Origin of the sequence: Paraburkholderia strydomiana, from assembly GCF_046030495.1 — a bacterium.
In the GTDB taxonomy this organism is placed as follows: Bacteria; Pseudomonadota; Gammaproteobacteria; order Burkholderiales; family Burkholderiaceae; genus Paraburkholderia; species Paraburkholderia strydomiana_A.
This window is the reverse complement of sequence record NZ_JAQQCJ010000017.1, coordinates 90,562-117,111: the sequence shown is the minus strand read 5'-3', so window position 1 is coordinate 117,111 and position 26,550 is coordinate 90,562. Positions and strand designations below refer to the sequence as shown.

21 protein-coding genes are annotated in these 26,550 nt (G+C 65.6%); 8 read left to right on the top strand and 13 right to left on the bottom strand.

Translation table 11 applies throughout. The annotated features are described in order from the left end of the window. Positions 1-66 precede the first annotated feature (66 nt). Positions 67-747 (top strand): TetR family transcriptional regulator, encoded by a 681-nt coding sequence (locus PQQ53_RS22570; protein WP_408143839.1) that lies wholly within the window; start codon positions 67-69, stop codon positions 745-747. Positions 748-891: 144 nt separating this feature from the next. Here the strand turns inward: PQQ53_RS22570 and PQQ53_RS22565 are convergent, their stop codons facing one another. From PQQ53_RS22565 to PQQ53_RS22555, 3 genes are all read right to left on the bottom strand, one after another. After that, positions 892-2,073: a tetratricopeptide repeat protein gene (locus PQQ53_RS22565; protein ID WP_408326259.1), complete on the bottom strand. Its 1,182-nt coding sequence runs from the start codon at positions 2,071-2,073 to the stop codon at positions 892-894. Positions 2,074-2,186: 113 nt separating this feature from the next. Continuing rightward, entirely contained in the window at positions 2,187-2,867 is a 681-nt protein-coding gene (locus PQQ53_RS22560; protein WP_408143835.1) for a PspA/IM30 family protein, read from the bottom strand. Between the two features lie 547 nt (positions 2,868-3,414). Then, positions 3,415-4,056, bottom strand: coding sequence for a hypothetical protein (locus tag PQQ53_RS22555; protein ID WP_408143833.1), 642 nt, complete (start codon positions 4,054-4,056; stop codon positions 3,415-3,417). Positions 4,057-4,527: 471 nt separating this feature from the next. Between PQQ53_RS22555 and PQQ53_RS22550 the strand changes: the two genes are divergently transcribed. Together PQQ53_RS22550 and PQQ53_RS22545 are read left to right on the top strand one after the other, a co-directional pair. Next, the gene (locus tag PQQ53_RS22550; protein WP_408326255.1) at positions 4,528-7,026 is read left to right on the top strand and encodes a penicillin-binding protein 1A; all 2,499 of its coding nucleotides are present in this window, start codon (positions 4,528-4,530) and stop codon (positions 7,024-7,026) included. Between the two features lie 386 nt (positions 7,027-7,412). Next, positions 7,413-8,291: a lipid A biosynthesis lauroyl acyltransferase gene (locus PQQ53_RS22545; RefSeq protein ID WP_459252113.1), complete on the top strand. Its 879-nt coding sequence runs from the start codon at positions 7,413-7,415 to the stop codon at positions 8,289-8,291. Between the two features lie 375 nt (positions 8,292-8,666). Here the strand turns inward: PQQ53_RS22545 and PQQ53_RS22540 are convergent, their stop codons facing one another. Genes PQQ53_RS22540 through PQQ53_RS22530 form a run of 3 tightly spaced genes read right to left on the bottom strand, consistent with a single transcriptional unit; the run spans position 8,667 to position 14,445 of the window. Continuing rightward, positions 8,667-10,175, bottom strand: a complete 1,509-nt coding sequence (locus PQQ53_RS22540; protein ID WP_408143829.1) for an efflux transporter outer membrane subunit — start codon at positions 10,173-10,175, stop codon at positions 8,667-8,669. A gap of 2 nt (positions 10,176-10,177) precedes the next feature. Then, positions 10,178-13,306, bottom strand: a complete 3,129-nt coding sequence (locus PQQ53_RS22535) for an efflux RND transporter permease subunit (protein ID WP_408326253.1) — start codon at positions 13,304-13,306, stop codon at positions 10,178-10,180. Next, on the bottom strand, positions 13,303-14,445 hold the full coding sequence (locus tag PQQ53_RS22530) for an efflux RND transporter periplasmic adaptor subunit (RefSeq protein ID WP_408326250.1): 1,143 nt from the start codon (positions 14,443-14,445) through the stop codon (positions 13,303-13,305). The genes PQQ53_RS22535 and PQQ53_RS22530 overlap by 4 nt, the downstream gene beginning before the upstream one ends. Positions 14,446-14,664: 219 nt before the next feature. Between PQQ53_RS22530 and PQQ53_RS22525 the strand changes: the two genes are divergently transcribed. Beyond that, complete coding sequence (locus tag PQQ53_RS22525) at positions 14,665-15,282, top strand: TetR/AcrR family transcriptional regulator (RefSeq protein WP_408143824.1); 618 nt, start codon at positions 14,665-14,667, stop codon at positions 15,280-15,282. Between the two features lie 153 nt (positions 15,283-15,435). Here PQQ53_RS22525 and PQQ53_RS22520 read toward each other — a convergent pair whose 3' ends face one another. Beyond that, the gene (locus PQQ53_RS22520; RefSeq protein ID WP_121317873.1) at positions 15,436-15,648 is read right to left on the bottom strand and encodes a hypothetical protein; all 213 of its coding nucleotides are present in this window, start codon (positions 15,646-15,648) and stop codon (positions 15,436-15,438) included. A gap of 255 nt (positions 15,649-15,903) precedes the next feature. Here PQQ53_RS22520 and PQQ53_RS22515 point away from each other — a divergent pair, with 255 nt between their 5' ends. Further along, positions 15,904-16,944 (top strand): LysR family transcriptional regulator, encoded by a 1,041-nt coding sequence (locus PQQ53_RS22515; protein WP_408326246.1) that lies wholly within the window; start codon positions 15,904-15,906, stop codon positions 16,942-16,944. A 43-nt stretch (positions 16,945-16,987) separates the two neighbouring features. Here PQQ53_RS22515 and PQQ53_RS22510 read toward each other — a convergent pair whose 3' ends face one another. From PQQ53_RS22510 to PQQ53_RS22485, 6 genes are all read right to left on the bottom strand, one after another. Further along, entirely contained in the window at positions 16,988-17,218 is a 231-nt protein-coding gene (locus PQQ53_RS22510; protein WP_408153735.1) for a DUF2795 domain-containing protein, read from the bottom strand. Between the two features lie 250 nt (positions 17,219-17,468). Beyond that, positions 17,469-17,723 (bottom strand): hypothetical protein, encoded by a 255-nt coding sequence (locus PQQ53_RS22505; protein ID WP_408143818.1) that lies wholly within the window; start codon positions 17,721-17,723, stop codon positions 17,469-17,471. Positions 17,724-18,038: 315 nt separating this feature from the next. After that, positions 18,039-19,376 (bottom strand): C45 family autoproteolytic acyltransferase/hydrolase, encoded by a 1,338-nt coding sequence (locus PQQ53_RS22500; protein WP_408326243.1) that lies wholly within the window; start codon positions 19,374-19,376, stop codon positions 18,039-18,041. Positions 19,377-19,550: 174 nt separating this feature from the next. Then, positions 19,551-21,284, bottom strand: coding sequence for a ClcB-like voltage-gated chloride channel protein (locus tag PQQ53_RS22495; RefSeq protein WP_408143814.1), 1,734 nt, complete (start codon positions 21,282-21,284; stop codon positions 19,551-19,553). A gap of 112 nt (positions 21,285-21,396) precedes the next feature. Next, complete coding sequence (locus PQQ53_RS22490) at positions 21,397-22,134, bottom strand: glutathione S-transferase (protein WP_408153731.1); 738 nt, start codon at positions 22,132-22,134, stop codon at positions 21,397-21,399. Positions 22,135-22,291: 157 nt separating this feature from the next. After that, positions 22,292-23,401 carry a YeiH family protein gene (locus tag PQQ53_RS22485; protein WP_408143810.1) on the bottom strand — a complete coding sequence of 370 codons (1,110 nt, stop codon included), beginning with the start codon at positions 23,399-23,401 and terminating at the stop codon, positions 22,292-22,294. Positions 23,402-23,517: 116 nt separating this feature from the next. On the opposite strand from PQQ53_RS22485, the gene PQQ53_RS22480 reads away from it, so the two are divergent. From PQQ53_RS22480 to PQQ53_RS22470, 3 genes are all read left to right on the top strand, one after another. Further along, positions 23,518-24,426: a LysR family transcriptional regulator gene (locus PQQ53_RS22480; RefSeq protein WP_408143808.1), complete on the top strand. Its 909-nt coding sequence runs from the start codon at positions 23,518-23,520 to the stop codon at positions 24,424-24,426. A gap of 253 nt (positions 24,427-24,679) precedes the next feature. Then, positions 24,680-25,504, top strand: a complete 825-nt coding sequence (locus tag PQQ53_RS22475; protein WP_408326241.1) for an IolE/MocC family protein — start codon at positions 24,680-24,682, stop codon at positions 25,502-25,504. After that, positions 25,501-26,517, top strand: a complete 1,017-nt coding sequence (locus PQQ53_RS22470; RefSeq protein ID WP_408326239.1) for a sugar kinase — start codon at positions 25,501-25,503, stop codon at positions 26,515-26,517. The genes PQQ53_RS22475 and PQQ53_RS22470 overlap by 4 nt, the downstream gene beginning before the upstream one ends. Positions 26,518-26,550 lie beyond the last annotated feature (33 nt).

The window sequence follows — 26,550 nt, the reverse complement described above, 5'->3', positions numbered from 1 at the left end:
CACATCGCGTCAAGATCGTTAGAGTGCTGCTATCAAACGCGCGCGATGCGCAATCACCGGAAACCGATGAAATCCGTGTTCGAAGCGGCGGCCGTCGCCGACCCAGGCCTTGTCGACGCGCAGGAATTGCCGGCGGGCAAGCGCAAACTGATCGAAGCCGCACTGCGGTTGACTGCGGGCGGCCGCAGTTTCGCGAGCCTGGGTTTGCGTGAACTGGCACGCGAGGCCGGGCTCAATCCCAACACGTTCTATCGTCATTTCGACACGCTCGATGAACTGGCGCGCGAGGCCGTCGAATCGGTGAGCCGGCGCTTGCGGCCGATGCTGCGGCGCGAGCGCTGGCTCGCCGCGCACGCCGAGCCGCATAGCGTGCCGCGTCGCGCGTGCATGGCGTTCTTTGCGTTCGCGCAGGATAACCGCGAGGCGTTCCTGAGCGCGCTGGCCGAATATCACGGTACTTCGCCGGCGCTGCGTGAGGCGGTGCGCGCGAATCTGCACGAGGTGTCGGCGGAAATGGCCGACGACGTCGTGCAATTAGCGCTGATGCCGACGCTGGCCCGTGTGAGCGTCGATGAAGTTTGTACGCAGATCGTGCTGCAACTGTTTCATCTGTCGGCCGAATATATCGACGCGGATGCCGCGCGCCGCGAGGCGCTGATCGATTACGCGGAACGCTTCATCGTCAGGCTGTTTGCGGGTTCGGTGCTGCTTGCGCAGCATGAGGCGGGGAGGGGCGGGGCGGATTGAAGCCCTGCGAGCCGATGTCTCGTGTAGTGAATCGGCAAAGAATCAGAACAGGCTCCTGTGAACTGCGGAGCCTGTTTTTTGAACGGCGCGATGCATGCCAATTGGCGTTGCGGCGCACATCGGCATGCGTCAGCACATGCTGTTTCAGGTATCGGTCCAGCCGCCCGAATCGTCGTTGCTGCCCATGTCGACACCGCCGCCACCGTTGTCGTTCCAGTCGTTCGAGCCCTGGCCGAAATCGAGGCCGCCGCCGTTGCCGCCGTCGTTGCCACGGCGCCGCGCTTCGTCGTCGACGATCACGTCGCGCTCGACCACGCGCTCGCGGCCGGAGTTCAGCGCTTCGCCGAGCAGCACGCCGGTGAGCAGGCCGCCCATGCCACCGCCAAAACCGCCGCCTTGCTGGACGACGACCGGCGGCTGTTGCTGATACGGGCCTTGCTGCGGATAGGGTGCTTGCGGCGGATTGCCGAAACGTTCCGCTTCCTGCGCATACGGCGACTGCTGCTGGTTGCCGGCGGCCGCCGCGGCAGCCGGATCGGGCCGCCCGTCGGCGCGTGCGCGCAGGCTGGCTAGACGCTGTTCGAGCTCGTCGAGCTGATACGGCGGCAGCGGATTCTTGCCGTTCGACAAACCCTCGACGACGCCGCGCAACTGATCTTCGGTTGCTTCGACTTCCTTTTCCAGCGCCTCATGACCCGGCGCGGTGGAAAGCTTCACGTCGAGCTTCAGTGAACGCACTGCGTTGAGCATGTCGGTCGCGCGCTTGAGCTGCTCGCGACGATCGCCGTCGGCGCGCGTGTCGTCCTGCGTGCGCGCGCGGCGCAAAGTCCAGCGCAGCACCAACGCAATCACGCCAATCAGAACTATGATGCCGATCCACATACCGACCCCCGGGCCATGTTGTTGCGCTTGCGGCTGCATCGCCGACTGTTGCTGCACAGCAGGCGCATTCTGCTGGGCGAACGGATTCGCGGCGCGACCCGTGGTGTTGCCGCCCGCGCGCTCCGCGTCCCTGCGGATGCGTGATTCGGTTTGCGCGAAGCGGTTCGGGTCCGTGAAGCGGATTTGCGGGTCGAGCGTCTTGGCCTGTTGCAGCTGGGCGAGCGCGTCGCCATAGCGGCCTTCGCGATCGAGCACCTGGCTGTACAGATAGTGCGCGCGGGCGTTGTTCGGATGGGCCTGCAGCACCTCGCTCAGACCGGTATCGGCTTGCTGCCAGTTGCCTTGCGACATCGCCGATTCGATCTGCTGAACGCTCGGCACGGCGAACGCCGCTGCCGACACCAGCAGCAGCGAAGCGAACGCGGTTGCGAGAAATTTTTTCATTTGCGGACCGGGCGCGTAGCGCCCGTCTCCTTCAGTCGTTACCAGTGGCCGCGCGGATGATCGGCCGGCATGCCGGCGCCCGTACGAGGCCGCCGGCATGTACTGCCGTGCGATTACTGCGCCGGCGTGTTGAGCTGCTTCTTCAATGCTTCCAGACGATCTTCGACGGACGGGCCGCGGTTCAAATCTGCGAGCTTGTCGTCGAGGGCTTTGCCGCTCTTCACATCGGCGGAATTCAGACGGGCGTCCGAGCGGGCATTCGACAACGACACCTTGTCTTCGAGCTTCTGGAAATCTTCAGAAAGGTTCTTGCCGCCGATCCCGCCCAACGCGGTCGCCGCGACGTCTTTCGCTTCGGCGATCTGCTGCTTCGCCTGCAGGATGTTCGAACGCGCGTTGAGGTCGTTGCGGCGGCTGCGCATGTCTTCGATCTGGCTCTTCAGCTGCGCCACCGACGGCTCGAGCGTGGTCAGCTCCTTCGTCAGCGCATCGCGTTCGGCTTCGGCCGTGGCCTGCGCGCCGAGAGCTTCACGCGCGAGCGCTTCATCGCCGGATTGCAGCGCGCGCTTCGCGCCGTCTTCATACTTCTTCGCCTTGTCTGCGGCAACATCGCGCTTGCTTTGCTGCGTGGCCACTTGCGCCTGAATCTCGATCAGCGAGTTCTCGGCCTTGCCGATGCTTTCGTCGAGTTCGCGCACGATCTGGCGCGAGTCGCGCGACGGATCCTGCACGGAGTCGGCCGCGTCGTTCAGGAGACCTTTGAGCGTGCGCGAAATGCTGTCAAAAAGCGACATGAAAACCTCCAAAGAATGGTGTTGGCGCTGAATAATCCGGCGCGCTTAACTGCTTTTCACTGCTACTTTACGCCGCTGCGCACGAAGCTGCGCAAACGTTCGGACCGGAGTTCGGGGCGCGCTCGCCAATTGCAATAGCGATGCCGTGAATTGTCCGGTTCGAAGGTTAAAACGGTGAATAGTTTCAAAGGTTAAATCGCGCGAGGCGTCTTCGACTTGACCGCGAATATACACCACGCGTCCTCTTAAAAACGGCTTGCGGGGCGCAATGGCTCATTGCCCCGGCTGGGGCGCGGCAGGTGGGGGAGAAGCGAGTGAAAGGGGCTGTGCGCCATGCCCGGCCGAGCCTGCGTGCGAGGCGTGGCTCGTTCATGCCGGGCGGCTTTAACGATGCGAATGACTCAAATGTCAGACGCTTTTTTCATTCGAGCAAATGGCGATTCGAATGCTCAAGCTTGCAATGCCGAAAGCTCGTCCATTTGAATCGCCTTAATGTAACGATATGCAACGGGCATGCCACGAAATGCGCAATTCGCTGCGCTTTTTGTTACGCGAAGCGGCCGCCTTCGGTGCTCGGGTCGCCGCTTGGTTCGTCGTCGTCGCGCGGCTTGTCGATCCGTGGGCGCTTCAGCACGTTGCGCAGCGGCGCTTCCATGTCGGATGGCTGCTGCGCCGAAGCTTGATCGGCTGCCGCTTTCGCTTCGGCGACTCGCGCGACTGCTTCGGCGGTGGCCGCGGCTTCCAGATCGGCTTCCGCGGCGAGGGCGGCTGCGAGGCCCGCCGGCAGCAGCGGAGCGGGTTGGGCGCCAGGCCCGCGTGGCAATGCATCCGCGGCGCGCGACGAATGCTCGTGACCTGTTGTACCGGTAGAGTCCGCTGTTGCGTCCGCCGCCTCAGGAGGGCCTCCGTCCGCGCGTGTCTGCAGCGCCGCCGGCAACGCGGCACGGGCGTAGCGCGTGCCGCGCGCCACGCGTTGCAGCGCCGCGTCGAGCGCATCGGGCGCGCGCGGCGCGCGCAACCGGTCGACGATGCTCGCCGCCTTCACCTGCTCGCTGGTCGCGCCGAAGCTCAGCACGGCGCGCCGCATCAGCTCGCTGACGCTAATGCCCAGATTCTCGGCGGTGGAGGTGATCGCGCGTTTCTGCGCGGTCGTCACGAATACGACGATGCGTTCGCTCGGCTTGTTCATGGTTGGCTCGCATACTTGTTGGCATGGGCGGGTCAAGGCGTTATCCGGTAGACGCCAGCGCGCGCACCGGTGTCGTTGCGCGCGCCGGGACCATCATATGACGAGTTGCACCGATGCGAAACGGGCGCGACATGAAAATCCCGTGACATCAACGAGTTGTGGCGTTTCCAGGGGCTTTGTCCACAGGCCTTTCCCCGTTTTCTGCTGATAACCCGGGCGTAACCCCCAAAATGCCTGGTGGCCGCGGCACGAAGGGAATTCTTACAAAAAAACTGGCTTGACGCCCGCTTGATTTCTTTAAAATGCTCTGTTACGTTGCGCCGGACATGGTCCCAGGCGTGCCGTGCGGCCGGCCGGGGGCAAGCGGCTGCGCGGTGGCTTACGCCTCTGGCTACGAGGTTCGATCACCACCCATGCGCGCGCCGCGAGCGCGGGCAGACAGGCGTGCTTCAGGCGCCCACTTTTCCAGTCATGCCAATCATCAAACGACCGCATTCCTCCCATTCTCCGTCCGGTGAAGACCGGGATTCCTACCAACGCACTCCAGGACGCAATGCCGCTTCGCGCGATGCGGAGGCCGGCCGCCGTTCGCTCGGCGCGACGCTCGCGCTCTGGTTCGTGGGGCTCCTCGCGACTGTCGCGGTGGTGGGTGCGCTGATTGTCGGCTATGCGCTGGTGGTGATGGGGCCGCAACTGCCGTCGCTCGATGCGTTGACCGACTATCGTCCGAAAGTGCCTCTGCGCGTCTATACGGCGGACCACGTGCTGATCGGCGAATTCGGCGAAGAGCGGCGCAGCCTCGTGCGCTTTCAGGACATTCCCGACCAGATGAAGAAAGCGGTGCTCGCGATCGAGGACTACCGCTTCTACGAGCACGGCGGCGTCGACTTCGTCGGCATTCTGCGCGCCGGCGTATCGGACCTGATGCACGGCGGCGCCTCGCAGGGCGCGAGCACGATCACGATGCAGGTGGCGCGCAACTTCTTCCTGTCGAGCGAGAAGACCTATACGCGCAAGATCTACGAGATGCTGCTCGCGTACAAGATCGAGCGAGCGCTCACGAAAGATCAGATTCTCGAGCTGTACATGAACCAGATCTATCTGGGCGAGCGCGCGTACGGCTTCGCGTCGGCCGCGCGCGTGTACTTCGGCAAGGATCTGAAAGACATCACGCTGGCGCAGGCCGCGATGCTGGCCGGCTTGCCGAAGGCGCCGTCCGCGTATAACCCGGTGGTCAATCCGAAGCGCGCGAAGATCCGCCAGGAGTACATTCTGAAGCGCATGCTCGAGCTGAAATACATCAGCCAGGAGCAGTACGAGCAGGCCGTGAAGGAAGAGATTCACACGAAGAACCCGGGCAACGAATACAGCGTGCATGCGGAGTACATCGCCGAAATGGTTCGGCAGATGATGTACGCGCAGTACAAGGACGAAACCTATACGCGCGGTCTGAACGTCACCACGACGATCGATTCGGCGGATCAGGACGCGGCGTACCGCGCGGTGCGCAAGGGCGTGATGGATTACGAACGGCGTCACGGCTATCGCGGGCCGGAAGGCTTCGTGCAACTGCCCGCACCGGGCGACGAGCGCGATCAGACCATCGACGACGCGCTCACCGATCACCCGGACAACGGCGAGATCATCGCCGCCGTGGTGACGGATGCGAGTCCGAAGCAGGTGAAGGCGCAGCTGGTGGACGGCACCCAGGTGACGATCAGCGGCGACGGCCTGCGCTTCACCGCGGCCGCGCTGAGCGCGCGCGCGACGGCGGCCACGAAGATCAAGCCGGGCTCGATCGTGCGCCTCGTCGCCGACGACAAGGGCAACTGGCAGATCACCCAACTGCCGCAGGTGGAAGGCGCGCTCGTGTCGCTCACGCCGCAGGACGGCGCGATCCGCGCGCTGGTGGGCGGCTTCGACTTCAACAAGAACAAGTTCAACCACGTTACGCAGGCATGGCGTCAGCCGGGTTCGAGCTTCAAGCCGTTCATCTATTCGGCGGCGCTCGACAAGGGCGTGGGACCGGCGACGATCATCAACGACGCGCCGCTGTATTTCCCCGCGAGCACGCCGGGCGGCGATGCGTGGGAGCCGAAGGACGACGACCAGCCGGACGGTCCGATGCCGATGCGGCTCGCGTTGCAGAAGTCGAAGAACCTGGTGTCGATCCGCATCCTGTCGTTCATCGGCACCAAGTACGCGCAGGACTTCGTCACCCAGCGTTTCGGTTTCGATGCCGACAAGACCCCGCCGTATCTGCCGATGGCCCTCGGCGCCGGTCTCGTCACGCCGCTGCAGTCGGCGGGTGCGTACTCGGTGTTTGCGAACGGCGGCTACCGGATCAACCCGTATCTGATCAACGAGGTCACGGACGCACGCGGGGAGCCGCTGTCGAAAGCGCAGCCGCTGACGGCCGGGCGTGACGCGCCGCGCACGCTGGAACCGCGCAACGCGTACATCATGAACAGCCTGCTGCACTCGGTGGCCACGGCCGGTACGGGCGCGGGCACCAACGTGCTGCGCCGTTCGGACCTGCAAGGCAAGACGGGTACGACCAACGACGCGAAGGACGGCTGGTTCGCCGGCTATCAGCAGTCGCTGGTGGCGGTTGCGTGGATGGGTTACGACCAGCCGAAGACCCTCGGCAGCCGCGAATTCGGTGCGCAGCTCGCGTTGCCGATCTGGATCGAGTACATGCAGCGCGCGCTGCGCGGCGTGCCGCAAGCCGAGCCGCAGCAGCCGCCGGGCGTGACCGCGGTCGACGGCGAACTGTTCTTCACCGACATGATGCCGGGCAACGGCTTCGTCGCGAGCATCGGGCTCGATTCGGCGAATCCTGTGGCCGGCACCGACGCGGTGGGCGGCGTGGGACCGGCGGGCATGACGCCGCCGACGGTGCCGCCGCCGAGCGTGTCGTCGAACGAGAAGAAGCAGATCATGGATCTGTTCGAGTCGAACAAGCCTTGATGGGCCTGCGTGCGCAAGCCGCGCGGGCCGCGCACGCGAGTTTGTGAAAGAGCAAGGAAGGCACGGCTGGAGTGTGTTCGAGCAGTCTGGGTAACGTATTCCGGACGCCTTCCTGCCGTTCTTTCCAACCAATTCTGTGTGCGTGGTCGGCAGTATGTTTTAATCACGCTTCTGGTGCTTTTTACCAGCGCTAACGCACCGCACCGCACCGCACCACAGCACAGCACAGCACCACACCGCAACGTCCGCCGCGAGCGAGACGTCCCCCTTCAAAGCGCAGCGCGAGACCCGGTTTGACGCGCGCGCATGTCACGTCGATCGTTGGCGACCCCGAGGTTGCCGCGGCCGGTGTGTTCGTCATCCAGCATCCACCGGGTCCCCGCCTTGTGAAAAGTCGAATTCTCATCTGTCTGACGACGGGCCTGCTGCGCATGTTCGCCTTCCTGCCCTATGGGGTGGTCGCGCGAATCGGCACCGGCATCGGCGCGTTGCTGTATCGGATTCCGAGCACGCGCCGGCGCGTCGTGCACACCAATCTGAAGCTGTGCTTCCCGGACATGAGCGACGAAGCGCGCGAACGTCTGGCGCGCGCGCACTTTTGCCACGTGATCCGCAGCTACGTCGAGCGTGGGCCGCAATGGTTCGGCAACGCGCAGGCGCTCGCGCGCCTCGTCGAAGTGGATAGTGCGATCGATCTCGCGGAGGTCTCGTCGCAGCCGACCATTTTTGTCGGCTTCCATTTCGTCGGCATCGAGGCGGGCTGCATGATGTATTCGACGCGCCATCCGGTCGCCTCGCTCTATACGCCGATGTCGAACCTGCTGCTCGACGCGATGGCCAAGCGGCAGCGCGGCCGCTTCGGCACGGAGATGATTCCGCGCAGCGACAGCGTGAGGCGAGCGCTGCGCGCGTTGCGCGAAGGCCGGCCGGTGATGCTCGCCGCCGATATGGATTTCGGCTTGCGCGATTCGGTATTCGTGCCGTTTTTCGGCGTACCGGCCTGCACGCTGACGTCGGTATCGCGGATGGCGCGCGCGGGCAATGCGCGGGTCGTGCCGTTTGTGACCGAGGTGCTGCCGGATTACCGTGGCTACAAGCTGACCATTTTCGATGCGCTAAGCAATTTTCCGTCCGATGATGTGTCGGTCGATGCGCGGCGGATCACCGAGTTTCTCGAGACACAGGTAAAACGGATTCCTGATCAATATTATTGGGTGCATAAGCGGTTCAAGAACCGGCCGGCGGGAGAGGCGGGGGTTTATTGAAGGGGTGGCCGAAGCCGGGCGCGGTGCCGGCGCCGCTGCGATCCGGCGACTCGACCGGTGTCGCGAGGGCAAACGCCCCCATGATGTTGCATCCACCCGCGACGCGTTTGACAAACCGATTCGCTTCAAGCACTTAAGCGTGCGGCCCAAAGGTTATCAACAGCCCTGTCAACATAAACTGGGGATAACGTTGAGGCATCCCGACTGCCTCATCGCCAGAAAATGCCAGTGCCCAACGCCCACTGGTTCATTCCGTACCGCTCCCACAAACCCCAGCGCATTCAATGTGTTAGCCCGCTTGTCAGATAGTTTTCAACAGGCTCTTCAACATAAACTGGGGATAACTTCGCGGCTTGACCGTACGGAATCCCAGGTTTAGTTCGGCACGCCCGCATTCGCAGCCGACGTTGAGGACGCTGCGGCAGCAGCAGCCGCCTCGACCGGCGGATTGCCCATCGCCTGAAACAACGCCGCCGTATCCGTCAAACGAGCGCTCGTATAGCGGATCTCGTCGAGCTGTGCGTTGCGAAACTGCTGCTCGCTCGAGCGCGTCGATGCAATAGGCAACGCGCCCAGCCGGTAGCGTCCCGACGTCTCTTCGAAAATACCCTGGGCCGAACGCGCGGCGACATTCGCCGAGTCCAGCGCCTGCGCGTCGTGCTCCAACGCGGCGAGCGTATCGGCGACGTTCTGGAACGCGGCCAGCACCGTCTGCTTGTACTGCGAGAGAGTGGCGTCATACGTGGCCTGCGCCGCGCGGCGCTGCGCCAGCAGTGCGCCGCCATGGAAGAGCGGCTGCGACAACGACGCGCCAATGCTCCATATCGCCCCCGCGCCGGACAGTGCCACAGGCCAGCTAAACCCGCCTTGTCCCATCGACGCGCTCAGCGACAGGCTCGGGAACATCTGTGCCGTCGCGACGCCGACGTCGGCCGCCGCGGCTTTCACCGCGGCGTCGGCGGCCTGAATGTCGGGCCGTGAGCGCAACAGCTCCGAGGGCACCACGACCGGCACCTGCCCGGGCAGATGCAGCCGCGCGAGATCGAGGTCGTCCGGCGCCGCGTCCGGCGTGCGGCCGAGCAGCACGGCCAACGCGTGACGCGTGCTCAGCCATTGCTGCTTCAAACCCGGCAAGCTCGCCGCCAGACTCGCCGCGCTCTGCTGCGCGCTCAGCAGATCCGCGTGCGAGACCGCGCCGAGCGCATAGCGCCGCTGGGTGTCGCGCGCCTGATCGTTGGCGAGCGTCACGAGCCGTTCGGTGGTATCGATCTGCGCATGCAGGGCGGCGCTGGTGATCGTCGCCGTGACGATGTTGGCGGCCAGCGCACGGCGCGCGGCGTCGAACTGATAGGCCTGCACGTTCACGCGAGCGGCAAGCGCCGCATCGGCCAGACGCGCGGCGCCGAACAGGTCGAAGGTGTAGTGCGCCTGCAGTTGCCCGACGAAGACGTTGTACAGAAACGTGTTGGGGCCGATCTCGGGAATCGCCAGCGCGCGATTGCGGGTCGCCTGGCCACCCGCGTCGATGGTCGGCAGCATCGAACTGCCGACCTGCGCGCGCAACTGCTCGCGCGCGGCGGCGAGACTCTTGTCGGTCGCGGCGAGCGTGGGGCTGTTGCGCAAGCCTTCGTCGACCAGCGCGTCCAACGCGTCCGATTGATACAGCTTCCACCATTCGGGCACCGCCTGCGCGCCAACCACGAACTGCTGCGTGACGCCTTGCGCGGGCGCCGTCTGCGCCGGTTGCGCCTCGGCGCCGTAGTGCGCCGGCTGCGGCATCGCGGGCGGCTCGCCGCTCGGCCCGAACGAGCAGGCGGCGAGCGCGCAGGCGGCGAGGCCGAGCGCACCGAGGCGCGGATAGCGGGAGAGTGTCAGAGTAGCCATGCTCAATTCCCCGTATGCGTCGCACCGGACGGCGTCTGCGGCTCGCGCTCGTCGCCGCGCACCCTGAACGATGCGGCGTACAGCGCGGGCAGATAGAACAGCGTGAGGATGGTCGCGCTCGTGATGCCGCCCATCAGCGCGGTCGCCATCGGGCCGAAGAAGTTCGAGCGCAACAGCGGAATCAGCGCGAGCACGGCGGCGGCCGCGGTCAGCGTGATCGGCCGGAAACGCCGCACGGTCGCGCCGACGATTGCGTCGAAGCGCTTGTGCCCCGACGCGATGTCCTGCTCGATCTGATCGACCAGAATCACCGAGTTGCGCATGATGATGCCGAACATCGCGATCACGCCGAGCATCGCGACGAAGCCGAACGGCTGGCCGAACAGCAGCAGCGTGAGCACCACGCCGATCAGGCCGAGCGGCGCGGTCAGCACGACCATCAGCACACGCGCGAAGCTCTGCAACTGGATCATCAGCAGAGTCAGCACGGCAATCACCATGATCGGAATCTGCGCATTGATCGATGCCTGGCCTTTGCCGCTTTCCTCGACCGAGCCGCCGACTTCGATCCGGTAGCCGACCGGCAGCGTCGCGCGAATCGGCGCGAGCGCGCGGTCCACCGAGTGCGTGACGTCGATGCCTTGCGCGCCCGGCGACACATCGGACTGCACCGTGATGGTCGGCTGACGGTCGCGCTCCCAGATCACGCCGTACTCCAGATCGTTGCGCAGATGGCCGAGCGTGCCGAGCGGCACGGGGCCGTTCGGCGTGGGCATCGCCAGCGCGACGAGTTGCGACGGGTCGACACGTTCCGCGCGCGGCGCGCGCAGATCGACGCTGATCAGCTTGTCGCGCTCGCGATACTGCGTGACCGTGTAGCCGGAAAGCGTCATCGCGAGGAAGCTCGAAATGTCTTCGGAGCTCACGCCGAGTTCGCGCGCCCGTTTCTGATCGACCTCGAAACGCACCGAGCGCTCGGCCGGCTCGTCCCAATCGAACTGGACGTTGCGGGTGCCGCGATCGGCGCGCATGGTGGCGGCGACGCGCTCGGCGATCGAGCGCACGGTCGCGATGTCGTCGCCGCTTACGCGGAACTGCACCGGATAGCCGACCGGCGGCCCGTTCTCGAGGCGCGACAGGCGCGTGCGGATTGCCGGGAAGTTGTTGCGCAGTTCCGGTTCGAGCCACTGTGCGAGCTTCTCGCGATCCTTCACCGACTTCGCCGTGATCACGAACTGCGCGAAATTGGGCTGCGGCAATTGCTGATCGAGCGGCAGATAGAAGCGCGGCGCGCCGGTGCCGACGAAGCTCACCGTATGATCGATTTCCGGGCGGCCCACCAGCGCTTTTTCGAGCCGCTGCGCCTGGCGCAACGTCGCCTCGAACGACGCGCCTTCGGGCAGGCGCACGTCCACCAGCAACTCGGGGCGGTCCGAGCTCGGGAAGAACTGCTGCGGCACCAGCGTGAAGCCCGCCATCGCAAGTACGAACAGCACGACGGTGATCGCCAGTACGACGAAGCGCCGCTCGATGCACCAGCCGATCCAGCCACGCAGACGCTTGTAGAAGCGCGTGTCGTAGATGTCGTGCTCGTGGTCTTCCGCTTCGTGCGCCTGGCGTTTGCGCTCGGGCAGCAGGTGATAGCCGAGCAGCGGAATCAGCACGACCGCCGCGAGCCACGACGCGATCAGCGCGATCGCCGAGACTTCGAAGATCGAGCGCGTGTATTCGCCGGTGCTCGATTTCGCCAGCGCGATCGGCAGGAAACCGGAGACGGTCACGAGCGTGCCGGTCAGCATCGGAAACGCGGTGCTGGTGTAGGCGAAGGCCGCCGCGCGCGTGCGATTCCAGCCTTGCTCCAGCTTCACCGACATCATCTCGACCGCGATGATCGCGTCGTCCACGAGGAGCCCCAGCGCGAGCACCAGCGTGCCGAGCGACACCTTGTGCAAACCGATGTCGAACAGATACATGCACAGCGCCGTGACGGCGAGCACCACCGGAATCGAGATCACGACCACCATGCCGGTGCGCACGCCGAGCGACACGAGGCTCACCACCAGCACGATCGCGACGGCTTCGGCGACGGCTTCGAGGAAGTCGTCGACCGAGCGCGCGACCGCGTGCGGCATGCTCGACACTTCGACGAGTTGCAGGCCGGCGGGCAAAGCTTGACGCAACTGCGCCATCTGTTGATCGAGCGCTTTGCCGAGGCGGATCACATCGCCGCCCGGCTGCATCGTCACGCCGATGCCGAGCACCGCCTTGCCGCCGAAGCGCATTTGCGTGACGACCGGATCGTCGTAGCCGCGCTTGATCGTCGCAATGTCGCCGAGACGGAAGGTGCGGTTGTTGATGCGGATCAGGGTGTCGGCGAGCGCGGCGACGTCCTTGAACTGGCCGTTGGGGCGCACGAACACGCGGTCGTCGGCGGTGGTCAGCGTGCCCGACGGTGCGACGCTGTTCTGCGCGTTGATCGCCTGGCCGAGCTGCTGCGGCGAGATGCCCAGGCGCGTGAGCTGCGTGTTGGCGATCTCGATGTAGATGTGCTGGTCGGGGTCGCCGAAGTAATCGACCTTGCCGACGCCCGGCACGCGCAGCAGCACCGTGCGCAGCTGGTCCGCGTAATCGTGCAGTTGTGCGGCGGAGAAGCCGTCGCCTTCGAGCGTGTAGATGTTGGTGTAGACGTCGCCGAATTCGTCGTTGAAGAACGGGCCTTGTATGCCTTGAGGCAAGGTCGCCGCGATGTCGCCGACTTTCTTGCGCACCTGATACCAGGTCTCGGGCACGTCGCGAACGGGCGCCGAGTCTTTCATCGTGAAGAACATCAGCGACTCGCCGGGGCGCGAATAGCTGCGGATGAAATCGACCGCGGGCGTCTCCTGCAACTTGCGGCCGATGCGGTCGGTCACCTGTTCCTGCACCTGCCGCGCGGTGGCGCCGGGCCAGAAGGTGCGGATCACCATCACGCGGAACGTGAACGGCGGGTCTTCGGACTGCGCGAGCCGCGTATAGGCGAGGATGCCGAACGCGGTGGCGAGCGCGATCAGAAAAACGACCAGCGCCTGATGACGCAGCGCCCAGGCGGACAGGTTGAAGCGTCCTTCTTCATGTTCATGGGCCGTGCTCATGAAGCGAAGTCCTCGGGATGCAGCGGTGCGATCACGCGGACCTTTTCGCCGGCGGTCACGGTATGCACGCCTTGCAGCACGACGCGCTCGCCGTCCTTGAGCCCCTGGCCGATCACGACGGTGCGCTCGGTATAGCGCGTCACCGTTACACCGCGCAGTTCGAGCGCGTTGTCGGCGCTGCGCACGACCCACACGGCCGGCTCGCGGCCTTCGTGGAACAGCGCGGTGACGGGCAGCGTGAAGAAACCGGTTTGCCGCGCCGCGCCGTTCGCCTGCGACGAGGCTTGCGGCGCGACATCGGCGGTCATGCCGAGGCGCACGTCCGGGCCCGGATTGTCGAGCGTGAGCCGCGCGCGCCACGTGCGGCTTTGCGAATCGGCGGCGGGCGAGAGTTCGCGCACGCGCGCCGTGAATTTGCGCCCCGGCAGCGCGGCGAGCGTGACGTTGGCGCTTTGTCCGACCGCGAACCCCGCCAGCGCGCTTTCCGGCACGTCGCAAAGCACGTCGATGTCGCCGCTCCATGCGAGGTTGTAGACGGCCTGGCCCGCGGATACGTTCTGCCCGGTGTCGGCCTGTTCCGCCGTGATGACGCCCGCGTGAGCGGCGACCAGCGTGGTGTATTGCAACTGGTTCTTCGCCAGCGCGGCCTGTTGCGCGGTCTGGTCGCGCTGCGCGAGCGCGGACGCGTAGGCATTGGTGGTCTGTTCGAGCTGTGCCGGCGCGATCAGGTTTTCCTTCGCCTGCGCCTGGTCGCGATCGAGCTGCTGCTTCGCGAACACGAGCCCGTGCTGCGCGGCTTCGAGTTGCGCCTGCGCGCTGGCCGCGTTCTTTTGCGCATCGGCCGGGTCGAGCAGGGCGACGATCTGGCCGCTCTTCACGGCGTCGCCGAGGCGCACCCGCCGCTCGATGATCTTGCCACCGACGCGAAACGACAGCGGCGTCGAATAGCGCGACTGCACTTCACCGGGCAGGGACGCTGCCGGCATCGCATTGCCGTCCGCCTGCACGGCGAGCGCCACCACGGGACGCGGCGCGGGGGCCGCTGCTTCTTTCTTCGAGCACGCCGCCAGCGTAAGCGCGGCGGCCAGCGCCACGGCGCCGGCTGCGCGGCGCATGGGCCGAGGGGACTGCTGGCGCATCGTCGACGATGCGGGAGAACCGGGACGCTTCACAATTACCCCAACTGGAGACAGCGAACGAACACGGCAAGCCGCAGCGGCCCGCCAGCGAAGACGCGCAGCCCGGTTCATGCAATCGGCATACGCATCTGACTTCGAATGGTGACATGCATTCTAATACACTCATGTATTTGAATGTTGGAGTGAATTTGAATTCTTTTCGGTGCTAGACTGGCGGCCATGAAACGGCAACGACTGACACGTGAGCAAAGCAAGGACCAGACGCGCGAGCGTCTGCTCGATGCCGCGCAAGCGATTTTCATGAAAAAGGGCTTTGTCGCGGCGAGCGTCGAGGATATCGCGGCCGCGGCCGGCTATACGCGCGGTGCGTTCTATTCGAACTTCAGCAGCAAGAGCGAACTGTTTCTCGAACTGCTGCGGCGCGATCACGAAGCGATGCAGGCGGGCTTGCAGGCCATCTTTGCGAGCGCGGCGTCACGTGAGGAGATGGAAGCGCGCGTGCTGCGTTACTACAGCAGCCTGCATCGCGAGAACAAGTGTTTCCTGCTGTGGGTGGAGGCGAAGCTGCTCGCGGTGCGCGACGGCCGCTTCCGGCTGCGCTTCAATGCGTTCATGCACGAGAAGGTCGAGCAGCTGAGCGCCTATATCCGCGAATTTTCGGCGCGTGTCGGCACGCCTATGCTGATGGAGCCGGAAGCGCTCGCGATCGGTTTGATGGGCTTGTGCGACGGCGTGCAGTTCTTCTACACGGTCGATCCGCAGAACGTGCCGACGGAGATGGCCGAAGCGGTGCTGGCGGGATTTTTTTCCCGCGTGGTGTTCGGGCGCGACGCGTGAGCCGCACGGCTTGCGCGCTACAGGGGAAGAGGGCAGGCCCGCTCAGGTGGTCGCACCGCTACGCGCGGCACTGTTGAGCGCGGGTGCGGGAGAATTCAGACGACCGCGCGCGTATCTGCTGTATTCAGACGCCGCGCTCGCGGCGAATCAGACTTAGTTGTTCGGCAGGGGCGCACAGATGTCGGGGTCGGGCGCCGCGCAGGCGAACGAGTACTCGCCGCTATAGCGCAGCACTTGCGCGCCGGCATGCAGGACCACCTTGATGTCCGGGCAGCGCTCGTAGGCGATGAAAGCCGAGCAGGCCGCTGCGGACCAGCAGACCAGTGAAAACGCGATTTTTTCGAAAAGCTGAAAACGATGTGGCATGGCGGTAATTTCCTTTCGGCCGCTATGTTACCAGTACCTAAGGGTTTATACCTAGTCTAAATCTGCAACAATCGCTGAAACAGTGTCATGGGGGCCTCGCCAATCTGTCTGGAATGTCATGTTCAGGTCAGGGTTGGGACATGATCAGACCGATACAATCGGTTCGTTGGGCAAACCCGCGCGCGCCTTGCCGCACGGGTATTCAACGGCGGCGAGGTTGCGCCGGCCCGGCTTTACCGAGGCAGGAGTCGTCCCATGAATCAACTGCAGTCGATGCGCGTGTTCGTCAAAGTGGCGGACCTCGGCAGCTTCGTCGGCGCGGCCGGCGCGCTGGATCTTTCTACCGCGGTGGTCACCCGGCACGTGGCCGATCTGGAAGCGCGTCTCGGCACGCGGCTGCTCAATCGCACCACGCGCCGGTTGTCGCTCACCGAGTCCGGCAGGACTTACCTCGAACGCGTGCGCCACATTCTCGACGACCTCGAAGGCGTCGAGCAGATGGTGGTGGCGCGCAATCACGAACCCGTCGGCACCTTGCGCATCGTCGCGCCGGTGGTGTTCGGGCTGAATAGCCTGGCCCCGGTCGTGCAGTCGTACGCGGCGCGCTATCCGGCGGTCGTGCCGGATGTCACGCTCGCGGATCGTCATGTCGACCTGGTCGAGGAGGGCTTCGACGTCGGCATCCTGGCCGCGCGGCACATGCGTAGCGCGAGCATCGTCACACGGCGCCTGACGACCGGCTATATGACGGTCTGCGCAACACCCGCCTATCTGGCGCAGCACGGCACGCCGACGCGTCCCGAGCATCTGCTGAAGCATCCGTGCTTGAGCCGGCCGTCCGAGCAGGGCGGCGAGGAGCGCGTGTTCAGCGGACCGGACGGTGAAGTCCGGGTCAGGCCGGTCAACGCGATCGCCGCGAACAATAGCGAGATGCTCCGGCAATTCGCGCTGCTGGGCATGGGGGTGGCGATTCTGCCGAGCTATCTGATCGGCCGGGATCTGGCGTGCGGGCGACTGGTGCCGCTGCTTGGCGATTACCGTTTGCCGCAGGTCGAGATCACGATTGCCTATCCGAGCCGGCTGCATCTGCCGGCAAAGGTGCGTACTTTTATCGATCACCTCGTCGAGCATTACCAGCAGGCCGGTGATCACGCGCGGGATGCGCGGATCGTGACGATGACGAACGCCGTTGCTGGCGTGCCCGCCGAGAGGAATGAAGTGGCGTTGCCGCGCGAGGTGGCGCGCCGCGTACCCAAGGCGGTACGCACGCGGGTCGTGGCGGCGTCGCAGGTTTGAGGGTGACTGCGGCTTGGGTCGGGCGCGGCGCCCCGCCGCCCGCTTAAGCCCCCAGCCCCGGACCGTAATTGCCGCTGATCAGACGCGTGACGGACGCAATGTCCGCGTAATCCTGCTCCGGCATTCCATCGAGCATAGACAGCACTTCGTTGCTCGCGCCGGCTTCGCGTGCGGCGTCGACCAGCGCGTCCTTATTGGTCGGGAAATGGACTTCGCTGAGAAGGTCGGTGATCTGCAGGTCGATCGATTCACCGGGGATAGCCGAGGCAGTCATGCAAATGCTCCTGTGAGAACGCGATTGGAATCAGTTGTTGGGAGTGTTGGCGCTGACGCAGGCGCGGGACAGCAAAGGCACAAAAGAACCGGCCCGTTCGGCGCCGCCAGCCATTTAAGTCGTGCACGCTCATGACCTGCACCGCGCGGCGCATGAAAGGCTAACGAAGGGTTCACGACAACCGCCGCGACACACAAGCGCCCATGACCACGACGTCGCGAGCGCGGCGTCGCCAGGACACCGGCCGCCGTCAGGTCTGCAAATGCTCGTTCTTCCCCATGACGCTACGATCCAGATGTCGAGACTTCGGCAGCGCGATGTGCTGCCATTGCTGCGGCCGGTTATTGTCGATGGCGGCGACATCCGGCGCTGCGGGGGCGACCGGTGCGGCGTTGGCGCGTTCGGCAAGGCTACTCGCATTCGTGCTGTCGACGGCGGTATGAACCGGCGCGGCAAAACACGAGGCGGACAGCGTCACCATGATCAACAGTGTCGAGGTTTTCATCGCCCGACCTCCTAAGCTCATGCGGCGCTGACAATCAAGCAAACGCTGTGCCGTCCCCGCGTCGAAAGGACGGCGCAAGCTACACGCGGCACTGCGATGCGCGACCTGCATCTACCTACCATCTTAGATGGCAAATACTGCAACGCGCGGACATTTGCGACAAAACGGTATTGCTGTTTGGAGATGATCGCACGAACGCAATGACGGCGGGGTGCCCGGATGGGTGGGGCCTCTGGCGGGGAAGTGTGGTGCGGAGCGGCTCGGCGGGCTCGGCGCAGCGCCTCGCCGCAGACCCGCGCCCTCGTCGGCATACCCCTATCGCAACACATCAAACCGCGTCCACGGCCACGACGGCCGGTCGCGCATATACCCGTTCAGCCAGTTCCACTGCGGATGCCGCTTCATGAACGCCTGCGCGTCGAACGGCCGTCCGCACGGATGACCCCAGCGCGCGCTGAACGCCATCGCGCGTGCCATCTCGCTATCGACCACCTTGCCGTCGTTGGCCCCCCAGGGATTGAACGGCCCATGGTCGGTGCCGCCAAAGCGCGCGTCGTCCAGTTCCAGATGGCCGCAGATGGTGCGCGAGCAGGGGTTGTCGTTGCGGTCGAGATAGACGTCGTGATGATCGGCGATCATCTCCTTGGCGAGTTCCACGTCGATCCTGCCGCGATGCATTTCCTCGAGCTGCATGAAACGCAAGCGCCGCGCGCCGTTCTTGCGCACGTCCGTGTAGTCCTCGCCTTCGCCGATGCATTCCTGATTGCGAATTTTCAGGTCGGTCGCCGTGTTATAGCCGCTGTAGAAACCATCCTTCGTGGTCTCGAAGCCCGAATAGTGCAGCCCCAGTTCGTAACGCGCGATCTCGCCGGTCTTCGCGTCACCGAGCAGCCAACTGTTCGCATAGCCGCCGTTGTTCGCGAGCGCGAACATCTCGCACCATTCGCCAATGCTGTTCGCATACTGCGACGCGCGCCGCGAGCGGTAGAACTCGGGTGCGCCTGCCGCGTTGTAGCCGACGAAGTTGGAGATCGTGGTTTCGGTCACCATCAGCCCGGCGGCCGTGACCCAGAAGTCGGTGAGGCTGGAGATGCAGCCCGGCAAGCCCTGCATCAGGATGCGGTTGCCGCGGTCCGGCACGATGTCGAATACGACGTTGAACGCGTCGCCCGCCGCGTAGCGGTCCCAGGAGTTGTGCGCCATCACGATGCGGCCGTCGCGCGTCGCGTTGCCGGTGGCGATGAACGCGCTGCAATGGTGCCCGCGCCGGCCGCGCCACGGCTTCACGCCGAGCTGCGGCTGCTGCCGCGCCGCGTGGCTCGGCCACCAGCTTTGCAGCAGATCCATGTAGCCGTTCCACGCCAGCACTTCGGCGAACGGCAGCTTCGCACCGTCGGCGATGCCCTGGATTTCGTCGGCAAATTCGGTGTCGAGCTTGCTGGCGAACTGGGCGCTCGCGGCATCGACGAAGGTGTCGAACTCTTCGCCCGTGTCCCACTTTGCGAGATAGCGGGCGGTATGGATCGCGTTGCGGATTTCGGCGGCGAGCAGCTGGCCGTGCTGCTCGCCGCGATCGTAGGGCTCGCCTTCGATATGCAGGAAGATCCAGCCTGCCTGGTCGCGGCGCACGGCATCGAGGGACGGTTCGCTCATCTTCGCTCCGATCGCACGGCGGGCGTCTCGGCGCGCCCGTCCTGACGTCACGTGCGCTGCGGTATCGGTGGCGAAAGCGTGCCGGTTTTGTGCCGCAGCGATCTCCCCATTGTAGAGAATTTGCGGCGCTTTGCACGGCGCCGCCGGGCCGTGCGCCGGACGGGGTGACGCCGCCTAGTGGGTCGGATTCATGCGGAAATAGGCGTCGAGCAGCGAGGTTTTGTAGACCACGCCGGCGAGCTTCGGATGCGCGGCGCTTTCGACCACCGGCAGACGCTCGCCCTGAAACGCCATGAAGTGCTGCAGCGCGACGCCGAGCGACATGTCCGGCGTGAGCACGTCGAAGTGCGGCTGCAGATAGTCCGCGGCGGTTTTCGCCGACGTATCGCTTTTGTCGAGCAGATCGGACGTGATGTCCTTGAGCGCGACCACGCCGAGAAACGCGCCGGACTCGTTGGCGACGTACAGATACTTCACCGGATATTCGAGGAACACGCGCGTCATGTCCTGCACCGTCGCGTTCGGCAGCACGACGGTTTCGGCGGGGCGGATCAGCTCGCGCATCTGGGTGGCGCGCAGGCGCGTGCGCTCCTGTTCCTCGCGGTTGCGGTGCAACGTGATTTCGTACATCGAGGTCTTGCCGATCGCACGCGCGATGAAATAGGCGACCACGCACGAGAGCATCAGTGGCAGCACGACCTGGTAGCTGAGCGTCATCTCGAAGATCATCAGGATCGCCATCAGCGGCGCCTGAGTCGCGCCGGCGAGGAACGCGCCCATGCCGACCATCGCGTACGCGTACGGCTCCGAGGTCGCGTGCGGCCACAGCGCGTGCATGCCCTGGCCGAACAGCGAGCCGACCGCCGCGCCGACGAACAGGGTCGGCGTGAAGACCCCGCCGACCGCGCCGGAGCCTGCCGTGGCCGCGGTCGCGGCGAGCTTGAACACCAGCACGAGGACGAGCGCGGTCCAGGTCCACGGCGAATGCAGAATCGAGTTCACGACGCTATAGCCGTTGCCCCACACCTCGGGCGTCCAGATGGAGATGACGCCGACCACGAAGCCGCCGAGCGCGAGCCTGACGGGCAGCGGCACGGGCAGTTTGCGAAAGGCGGCCTTCGACGCGTCGAGCAGCCGCAAAAACTGCGGCGCGGCGAGCCCGCACAGTGCGCCGAGCGCGACGAACAGCAGCACTTCGAGGCCCGCCACCGCCGGAAACACCGGCATCTCGTACGGCGGCTTGTAGCCGGCGAATTCGCGCATCGTGATGTTGGCGACCACGGCCGACACCACCACCGGCCCGAAGCTCTCCATCGCGATCGAGCCGAGCACGATCTCGGTGACGAAAAACGCGCCCGCGATCGGCGCGCTGTACGCCGAGGTAATCCCCGCCGCCGCGCCGCAGGCGACCAGCAAACGCAGCCGCGACGGATCGAAATGCACCCAGCGTCCGATCAGCGACGAGGCGAGTGCCGCCAGTTGCACCATCGGCCCTTCGCGGCCGATCGAGCCGCCGCTCGCGATCGTGAACAGCGACGACACGCTGCGCCACAGGCTCAGCTTGACCGGCACCACGCCGTCGCCGATCGCGACCGCTTCCATGTAGTCGACGTGATTGCATTTGTCGGCGTGACGCTGCGCGATCAGCAGAAAGAAGCCGGCGATCAGACCGCCGGCGGCCGGCAGCCAGATCCGCACGGTCCACGGCAGGCTGCGCGCCATCTCGACGAAGCTGCCGGCGCGGCCCGCCACCAGCAGTTGCAGCAGCGCGATGGCTTCGCGAAACAGGATCGTCGCAAAGGCGCCGGCGATGCCGACCACCACCGACCAGACCAGCATCGTGTGGGCGTCCGAGAGACGGAACAGGTTTTGGGCGCGGGTGCGCAGCTTCAGCAGGAATGAAAGCACGTCGACGGTACAGGGCGTGGGAAAGGATTCGGGAACGCGCCCAACCACAGCAACGCGCCCGCCGTGCGCAGCGGGCGCGTTGCTGTCGTTGGGCGAAGGGGGGCGGCGCGGCTCAAGTCGCCGCCTTGTCGAGTTCCGGATAGTGCCGGAAGATGCAGGCCTCGTTGTGTTCGATGCGCCGCTCCGACTGCAGATACGCGGCGATGTTCGGCCGCGCGATCACCGCGTCGTGCAATGCGGCGAGCCGCGGATAGTGCTCGCCGAAGCGCTTGAGCGCGCGTGGAAACGCGTACAGCAGGCCGTCGATCAGCTGGAACATCGACAGGTCCACGTAGCTGAGCGCGTCGCCGACCAGGAAGGTATCGCCGGCCGGATTCTGCTTCAGCACGCGCTCGAAATACGACATGAACTTCGGAATCCGGTTGTCGATGAAGTCGTGCGCGCGCACTTTGGCGGCGTCTTTCTGGTCTTCGTAGTAGAGGCCGCTCGCGAGCGGATGGTGCGTGTCGTGCGCTTCGGTGACCACGTCGGCGACCGTCAGTTGCAGGCCGTTGGCGACGTAGCGCAGGCTGTCGACCGACGGCGCGAGGTTCAGCCGCGGTCCCAGATAGAACAGGATGTTGGCGGTCTGTGCGATCACCAGATCGCCGTCTTTCAGAAACGGCGGCGCGAACGGCGGATGGGGCTCGTCGCGGCTTTTCATCAACTTCATCATCGCGCCCGTGCCCAGGCCTTCCGACTCGTCGCCGCGCGCCACTTCCACGTAGTCGGCGCCGGCTTCCTCCAGCGCGAGCCGCACGAATTCGCCGCGGCCTTGCAGGCCGTCCCAATAGTAAAGTTCCAGGCTCATCGGTTGATCCTCATTCCGGTCGCTCATGCGCGCAGCATGAGCGGATTGCAGGAGCAGGTGACGCCAGCAACCAGTATGCCGCGCGAGCGCGCCCGATGGGTCGCCAGAATGCGCAAAACCCCGCGCGCGGCGGGGTGGGTTCGAAGGCGGGGGCGGTTTAGCCGAGCAGGTGCTGGACGGTCCATGTAATTCCCAGTCCGCCGGCAATCAGCCAGACATACAGGATCAGGCCGGTGGTCAGCGCACGCGGTCCGGCCTGACGGATCTGCGCGATGCGCGTTTCGATGCCGAGCGCCGTCATGGCCATGGTCAGCGCGAAGGTGTCGAGCGTGTTGAGCGTGCTGGTCGCGGTGTCCGGCAGCACGTGCAGCGAGTTGATCACGACGCAGGCGAGGAAGCCGAGCGCGAACCATGGAATCGCCAGCTTGCGCGGGGCAGCTTCGTGCGAGCCGTCCTGGGAACCCGCCGCCGCGGCGCGGCGCGCCGAGCGGTTCACCCACATGCCGACCACGAGCAGCACCGGCACCAGCAGCATCACGCGCGTCATCTTGACGATGGTGGCGATGTGCTCCGCTTCCGGGCTCACGTTGCTGGCCGCGCCGACCACCTGCGCCACCTCGTGGATCGTGCCGCCGAAGAACAGACCCGCGCCGACCGTGTCGAGATGCAGCCAGCCCGCGTTGAACAGGACCGGGTAGAGGAACATCGACAACGTGCCGAACAGCACCACGCTGCCCACGGCCATCGCGCTCTTGTGCGGCTTCGATTGCAGCGTCGACTCGAACGCGAGCACCGCGGCCGCGCCGCAGATCGCGCTGCCGGCGGCGGTCAGGAGCGCCGTATCGCGGTCGAGCTTCATGATTTTCATGCCTGCCCACGTTCCGATGACGAGCGTGCTGACCACGATCAACACGGATTCCGCGAGGCCGGGCAGGCCGACCTGGGCGATTTCCTGCAGGCTCACGCGCAGTCCGAAGAACGCGACCGCGATACGCAGCAGCTTGCGCGCCGAAAAGTTGACGCCGGCCGCCCAGCTCGCGGGCATGCCGTCGCGCAGCGCGTTGCCGTAAATGGCGCCGGCCACGATGCCGACGATCAGCGGGCTCAGGCCGAGGCCGGCGATCGCGGGAATCGATGCGATACGGGTCACAGCGGCGGCGAACAGCGCGACGAACAGAACGCCATTGAGCTGTCCGCGCGTGGAATGCGCTGCGGCGGGTGGGGCGGCGGTAGTCGCTGCGTGAAGCGGAACGGGTGTGGTGGACATAGTGCAGTCCTTGATGACTGACGGAATTCGATGGGGCTAATCCTAAATTAGATATATCGATATGAAAAATCATGATTTAGAATGTGAAGTATCAGACAGTCCGATATTTCAAACCCATGACCCCTGATCAACTTATAACGTTCGCCGCTGTCGCCGAGCACCGCAACATTAGCCGGGCGGCGGTGGCGCTGCATCTTTCGCAACCGGCGGTTTCCGGACAACTGCGGCAGTTGCAGGACGAATTCGGCGAGCCGCTGTACCAGCGCGACGGCCGCGGCGTGCGGCTGACGCCCGCCGGCGAGCAACTGGCGAACTACGCGACGCGGCTGCGCGAAACCTGGCGTCAGGCGCACGCGTACCGCGACGCGCTGCGCGGTCTCGAACAGGGCACGCTGCGAATCGGCGCGAGCACCACGCCAGCGAGCTACCTGCTGCCGTATCTGATCGCCGATTTCCATCGCCGCTATCCGGACGTGAGCGTGCATACCGCCGACGGCAACACCACGGAGATCGTCGGTGCGCTCGGCTCCGTCGACATCGCGATGATCGAAGGGCCGGCCGGCGCCGATCTGCCGCCGGACACCGCCGTGCACGCGTGGCGCGAAGACGAGATCGTCGCGATCGTGCCGCGCTCGCATCCGCTCGCGCAGGCGGCGCAGGAAGCACCGGAGGGCGAGTGCGGCCGCGTGGAGCTGGCAGCCTTCGGGGCGTATCCGCTGGTGTTGCGCGAGGCGGGCTCGGGCGTGCGGCAGAGCGTCGAGCGCGCGTTCGCGCGGGCGGGCGTGCCGATGCGGGTCGTCCTCGAGATTGCCGGCGTCGAAGGGGTGAAGGAGGCGGTACGGGCCGGCATGGGCATCGGCTTCGTCTCCGCGATGTCGATGCGCCACGAGAACGGCGCGTTGTGCATGTTGTCGCTAAGCCCGGAGCCGCTGACACGCAGGCTGTCGATTCTCGTGCCGTATGCGAGCGCGCCGTCGCGAGTGGTGGAGCAGTTCCTCGCGCTGTGTCTCGCGTACGGGGGCTGAGTGCTTCCACGCCGGCACGACACCGAGTGGAGATGCACGCTCCACTCGCGGCGTCCCTCGCCCTCAGTCGCTCGCCACTGACGTAGGGCCCACCCCTTACCGTGCCCGCTAAGCCTGGGGATTTCCTCTATGGTGCGGGCCGCGACTCCCGGCGCACTATTCGGGCATCGCAAGCGCCTCGGCGCTTTTTTTCAAAACGCATCTGGAACCGGTTCCAATCGTGGTTAAGCGGGCAGAACGGGGTAAATTCGACATGATTTCAGCAGTAGACATCGTGATCGTCGCAAGCGCATTCGGAATGGATGCGGTCCGCGCGGACGGTCATCTGAAGTGGGCGCAAGCGAGCAAACGGGCCGGCGCAGCGGGTTTCGAAGTGCGTCGCGAGCTGTTCGCCGACGAGGCCGACGCCGCTGCGCCGCGTCTGCGCGCACTCGGCGAGGCGATCGTCGGGTTGGGCATGTGGGCTGTGTATTCGACGCCCGCGTCGCTGTATGCGTCGGACGGTCGGCTCGACGCCGCCGCACTGCGCCTCGCACTCGACGAAGCGGCGGCGCTCGGCGCGCGCGTCGTCAAGCTGCAACTCGGCGGCTTCGCCGGTGAAGCGCACGGCGCGGCGATTGCTGCGCAAATGGATGGCTCGCACGTGCGGCTCGTCGTCGAGAACGGGCAACTGGCGGAAGGCGGCTCGCTTGCGCAATTCACCGGCCTCTTCGATGCGCTGGCGCGCGACGGCCGCGCCGGTTTGCTCGGCATGACTTTCGACATCGGCAACTGGGCCTGGCGCGGTGTCGCGCCGCTCGATGCCGCCCGGCTGCTCGCGCCGCACGTCGAATATATCCATTGCAAGACGACGGTGGGCGAGGGGGCGCGGCGCTTTCCCGCCGCCCCGGAGGCACACGATGACCGGTTCATCGCGGTGCTCGACAGCTTGCCGCGCGATGTGCCGCGTGGCATCGAGTTTCCGTTCGATGCAAGCCGCCTCGAGGCGGACGCGGCGCATTACGTCGAATGGCTGGCCGCCGCGTCGACAGAACCCGTAGTAAAGGCAACACCCGCAACACCCAGGAGCCACGCATGAGCACCCCAGCCGCAGCACTCGATGTCATCACCTATGGCGAGGCGATGGCCATGTTCGTCGCCGCCGAAACCGGTCCGCTCGCGGGCGTCGGGCAATTTACGAAGCGCATCGCCGGCGCGGATCTGAACGTGGCGATCGGTCTGTCGCGGCTCGGCTTCAAGGTGGGCTGGATGAGCCGCGTCGGCAACGATTCGTTTGGCCAATACGTGCGCGACACGTTGACCCGCGAGGGCATCGACCAGCGCTGCGTCAGCACCGACGAGCGTTATCCGACCGGTTTCCAGTTGAAATCGAAAAACGACGATGGCAGCGACCCGGCGGTCGAATACTTCCGCAAGGGTTCGGCGGCGAGCCATCTGTCGCTCGCCGACTATGCCGCCGATTACGTGCTGCCCGCACGTCACCTGCATCTGACCGGCGTCGCGCCGGCGATCTCGGCGAGTTCGCGCGAACTCGCGTTTCATCTCGCGCGTGAAATGCGCGCGGCGGGCAAGACGATTTCGTTCGACCCGAATCTGCGCCCGACCCTGTGGCCGTCGCGCGCGGCGATGGTCGAAGGTCTGAACGCGCTCGCCGCGTTGGCCGACTGGGTGCTGCCCGGCATCGGCGAGGGCGAGATCCTGACCGGCTACACGCAGCCGGAAGACATCGCCCACTTCTATCTGGAGCGCGGCGCGCGCGGCGTGATCATCAAGCTCGGCGCGCAGGGCGCGTACTTTCGCACCGCCGACGATGCCGGCGTGATCGCCGGTCAGCCGGTCGCCAAAGTCGTGGACACGGTCGGCGCGGGCGATGGCTTCGCGGTCGGCGTGGTGAGCGCGTTGCTCGAAGGCAGGACGCTGCCGCAAGCGATCGCGCGCGGCAACCGCATCGGCGCGCTGGCGATCCAGGTGATCGGCGATTCGGAAGGCTTGCCGCAGCGCGCCGAGCTCGATGCGCTTGAACGGGGCGATGTGGATGCGGATAAGGCCGGCGCATCGGCTGGCGCTGCGCGCATTGCAACTGCGGCCTGAACGCGCGCGTTATCCGCACGCATCTGGCCGCCT

Excerpts from the sequence above, each read along its gene's own strand:
- PQQ53_RS22520 (WP_121317873.1), bottom strand. The coding sequence starts at position 15,648 with ATGCCACATCGTTTTCAGCTTTTCGAAAAAATCGCGTTTTCACTGGTC.
- PQQ53_RS22555 (WP_408143833.1), bottom strand. The coding sequence starts at position 4,056 with ATGAACAAGCCGAGCGAACGCATCGTCGTATTCGTGACGACCGCGCAG.
- PQQ53_RS22475 (WP_408326241.1), top strand. The coding sequence starts at position 24,680 with ATGATTTCAGCAGTAGACATCGTGATCGTCGCAAGCGCATTCGGAATG.
- PQQ53_RS22480 (WP_408143808.1), top strand. The coding sequence starts at position 23,518 with ATGACCCCTGATCAACTTATAACGTTCGCCGCTGTCGCCGAGCACCGC.
- PQQ53_RS22550 (WP_408326255.1), top strand. The coding sequence starts at position 4,528 with ATGCCAATCATCAAACGACCGCATTCCTCCCATTCTCCGTCCGGTGAA.
- PQQ53_RS22490 (WP_408153731.1), bottom strand. The coding sequence starts at position 22,134 with ATGAGCCTGGAACTTTACTATTGGGACGGCCTGCAAGGCCGCGGCGAA.
- PQQ53_RS22565 (WP_408326259.1), bottom strand. The coding sequence starts at position 2,073 with ATGAAAAAATTTCTCGCAACCGCGTTCGCTTCGCTGCTGCTGGTGTCG.
- PQQ53_RS22570 (WP_408143839.1), top strand. The coding sequence starts at position 67 with ATGAAATCCGTGTTCGAAGCGGCGGCCGTCGCCGACCCAGGCCTTGTC.
- PQQ53_RS22535 (WP_408326253.1), bottom strand. The coding sequence starts at position 13,306 with ATGAGCACGGCCCATGAACATGAAGAAGGACGCTTCAACCTGTCCGCC.
- PQQ53_RS22500 (WP_408326243.1), bottom strand. The coding sequence starts at position 19,376 with ATGAGCGAACCGTCCCTCGATGCCGTGCGCCGCGACCAGGCAGGCTGG.
- PQQ53_RS22470 (WP_408326239.1), top strand. The coding sequence starts at position 25,501 with ATGAGCACCCCAGCCGCAGCACTCGATGTCATCACCTATGGCGAGGCG.
- PQQ53_RS22540 (WP_408143829.1), bottom strand. The coding sequence starts at position 10,175 with ATGGCTACTCTGACACTCTCCCGCTATCCGCGCCTCGGTGCGCTCGGC.
- PQQ53_RS22515 (WP_408326246.1), top strand. The coding sequence starts at position 15,904 with ATGAATCAACTGCAGTCGATGCGCGTGTTCGTCAAAGTGGCGGACCTC.
- PQQ53_RS22530 (WP_408326250.1), bottom strand. The coding sequence starts at position 14,445 with ATGCGCCAGCAGTCCCCTCGGCCCATGCGCCGCGCAGCCGGCGCCGTG.
- PQQ53_RS22560 (WP_408143835.1), bottom strand. The coding sequence starts at position 2,867 with ATGTCGCTTTTTGACAGCATTTCGCGCACGCTCAAAGGTCTCCTGAAC.
- PQQ53_RS22510 (WP_408153735.1), bottom strand. The coding sequence starts at position 17,218 with ATGACTGCCTCGGCTATCCCCGGTGAATCGATCGACCTGCAGATCACC.
- PQQ53_RS22505 (WP_408143818.1), bottom strand. The coding sequence starts at position 17,723 with ATGAAAACCTCGACACTGTTGATCATGGTGACGCTGTCCGCCTCGTGT.
- PQQ53_RS22525 (WP_408143824.1), top strand. The coding sequence starts at position 14,665 with ATGAAACGGCAACGACTGACACGTGAGCAAAGCAAGGACCAGACGCGC.
- PQQ53_RS22485 (WP_408143810.1), bottom strand. The coding sequence starts at position 23,401 with ATGTCCACCACACCCGTTCCGCTTCACGCAGCGACTACCGCCGCCCCA.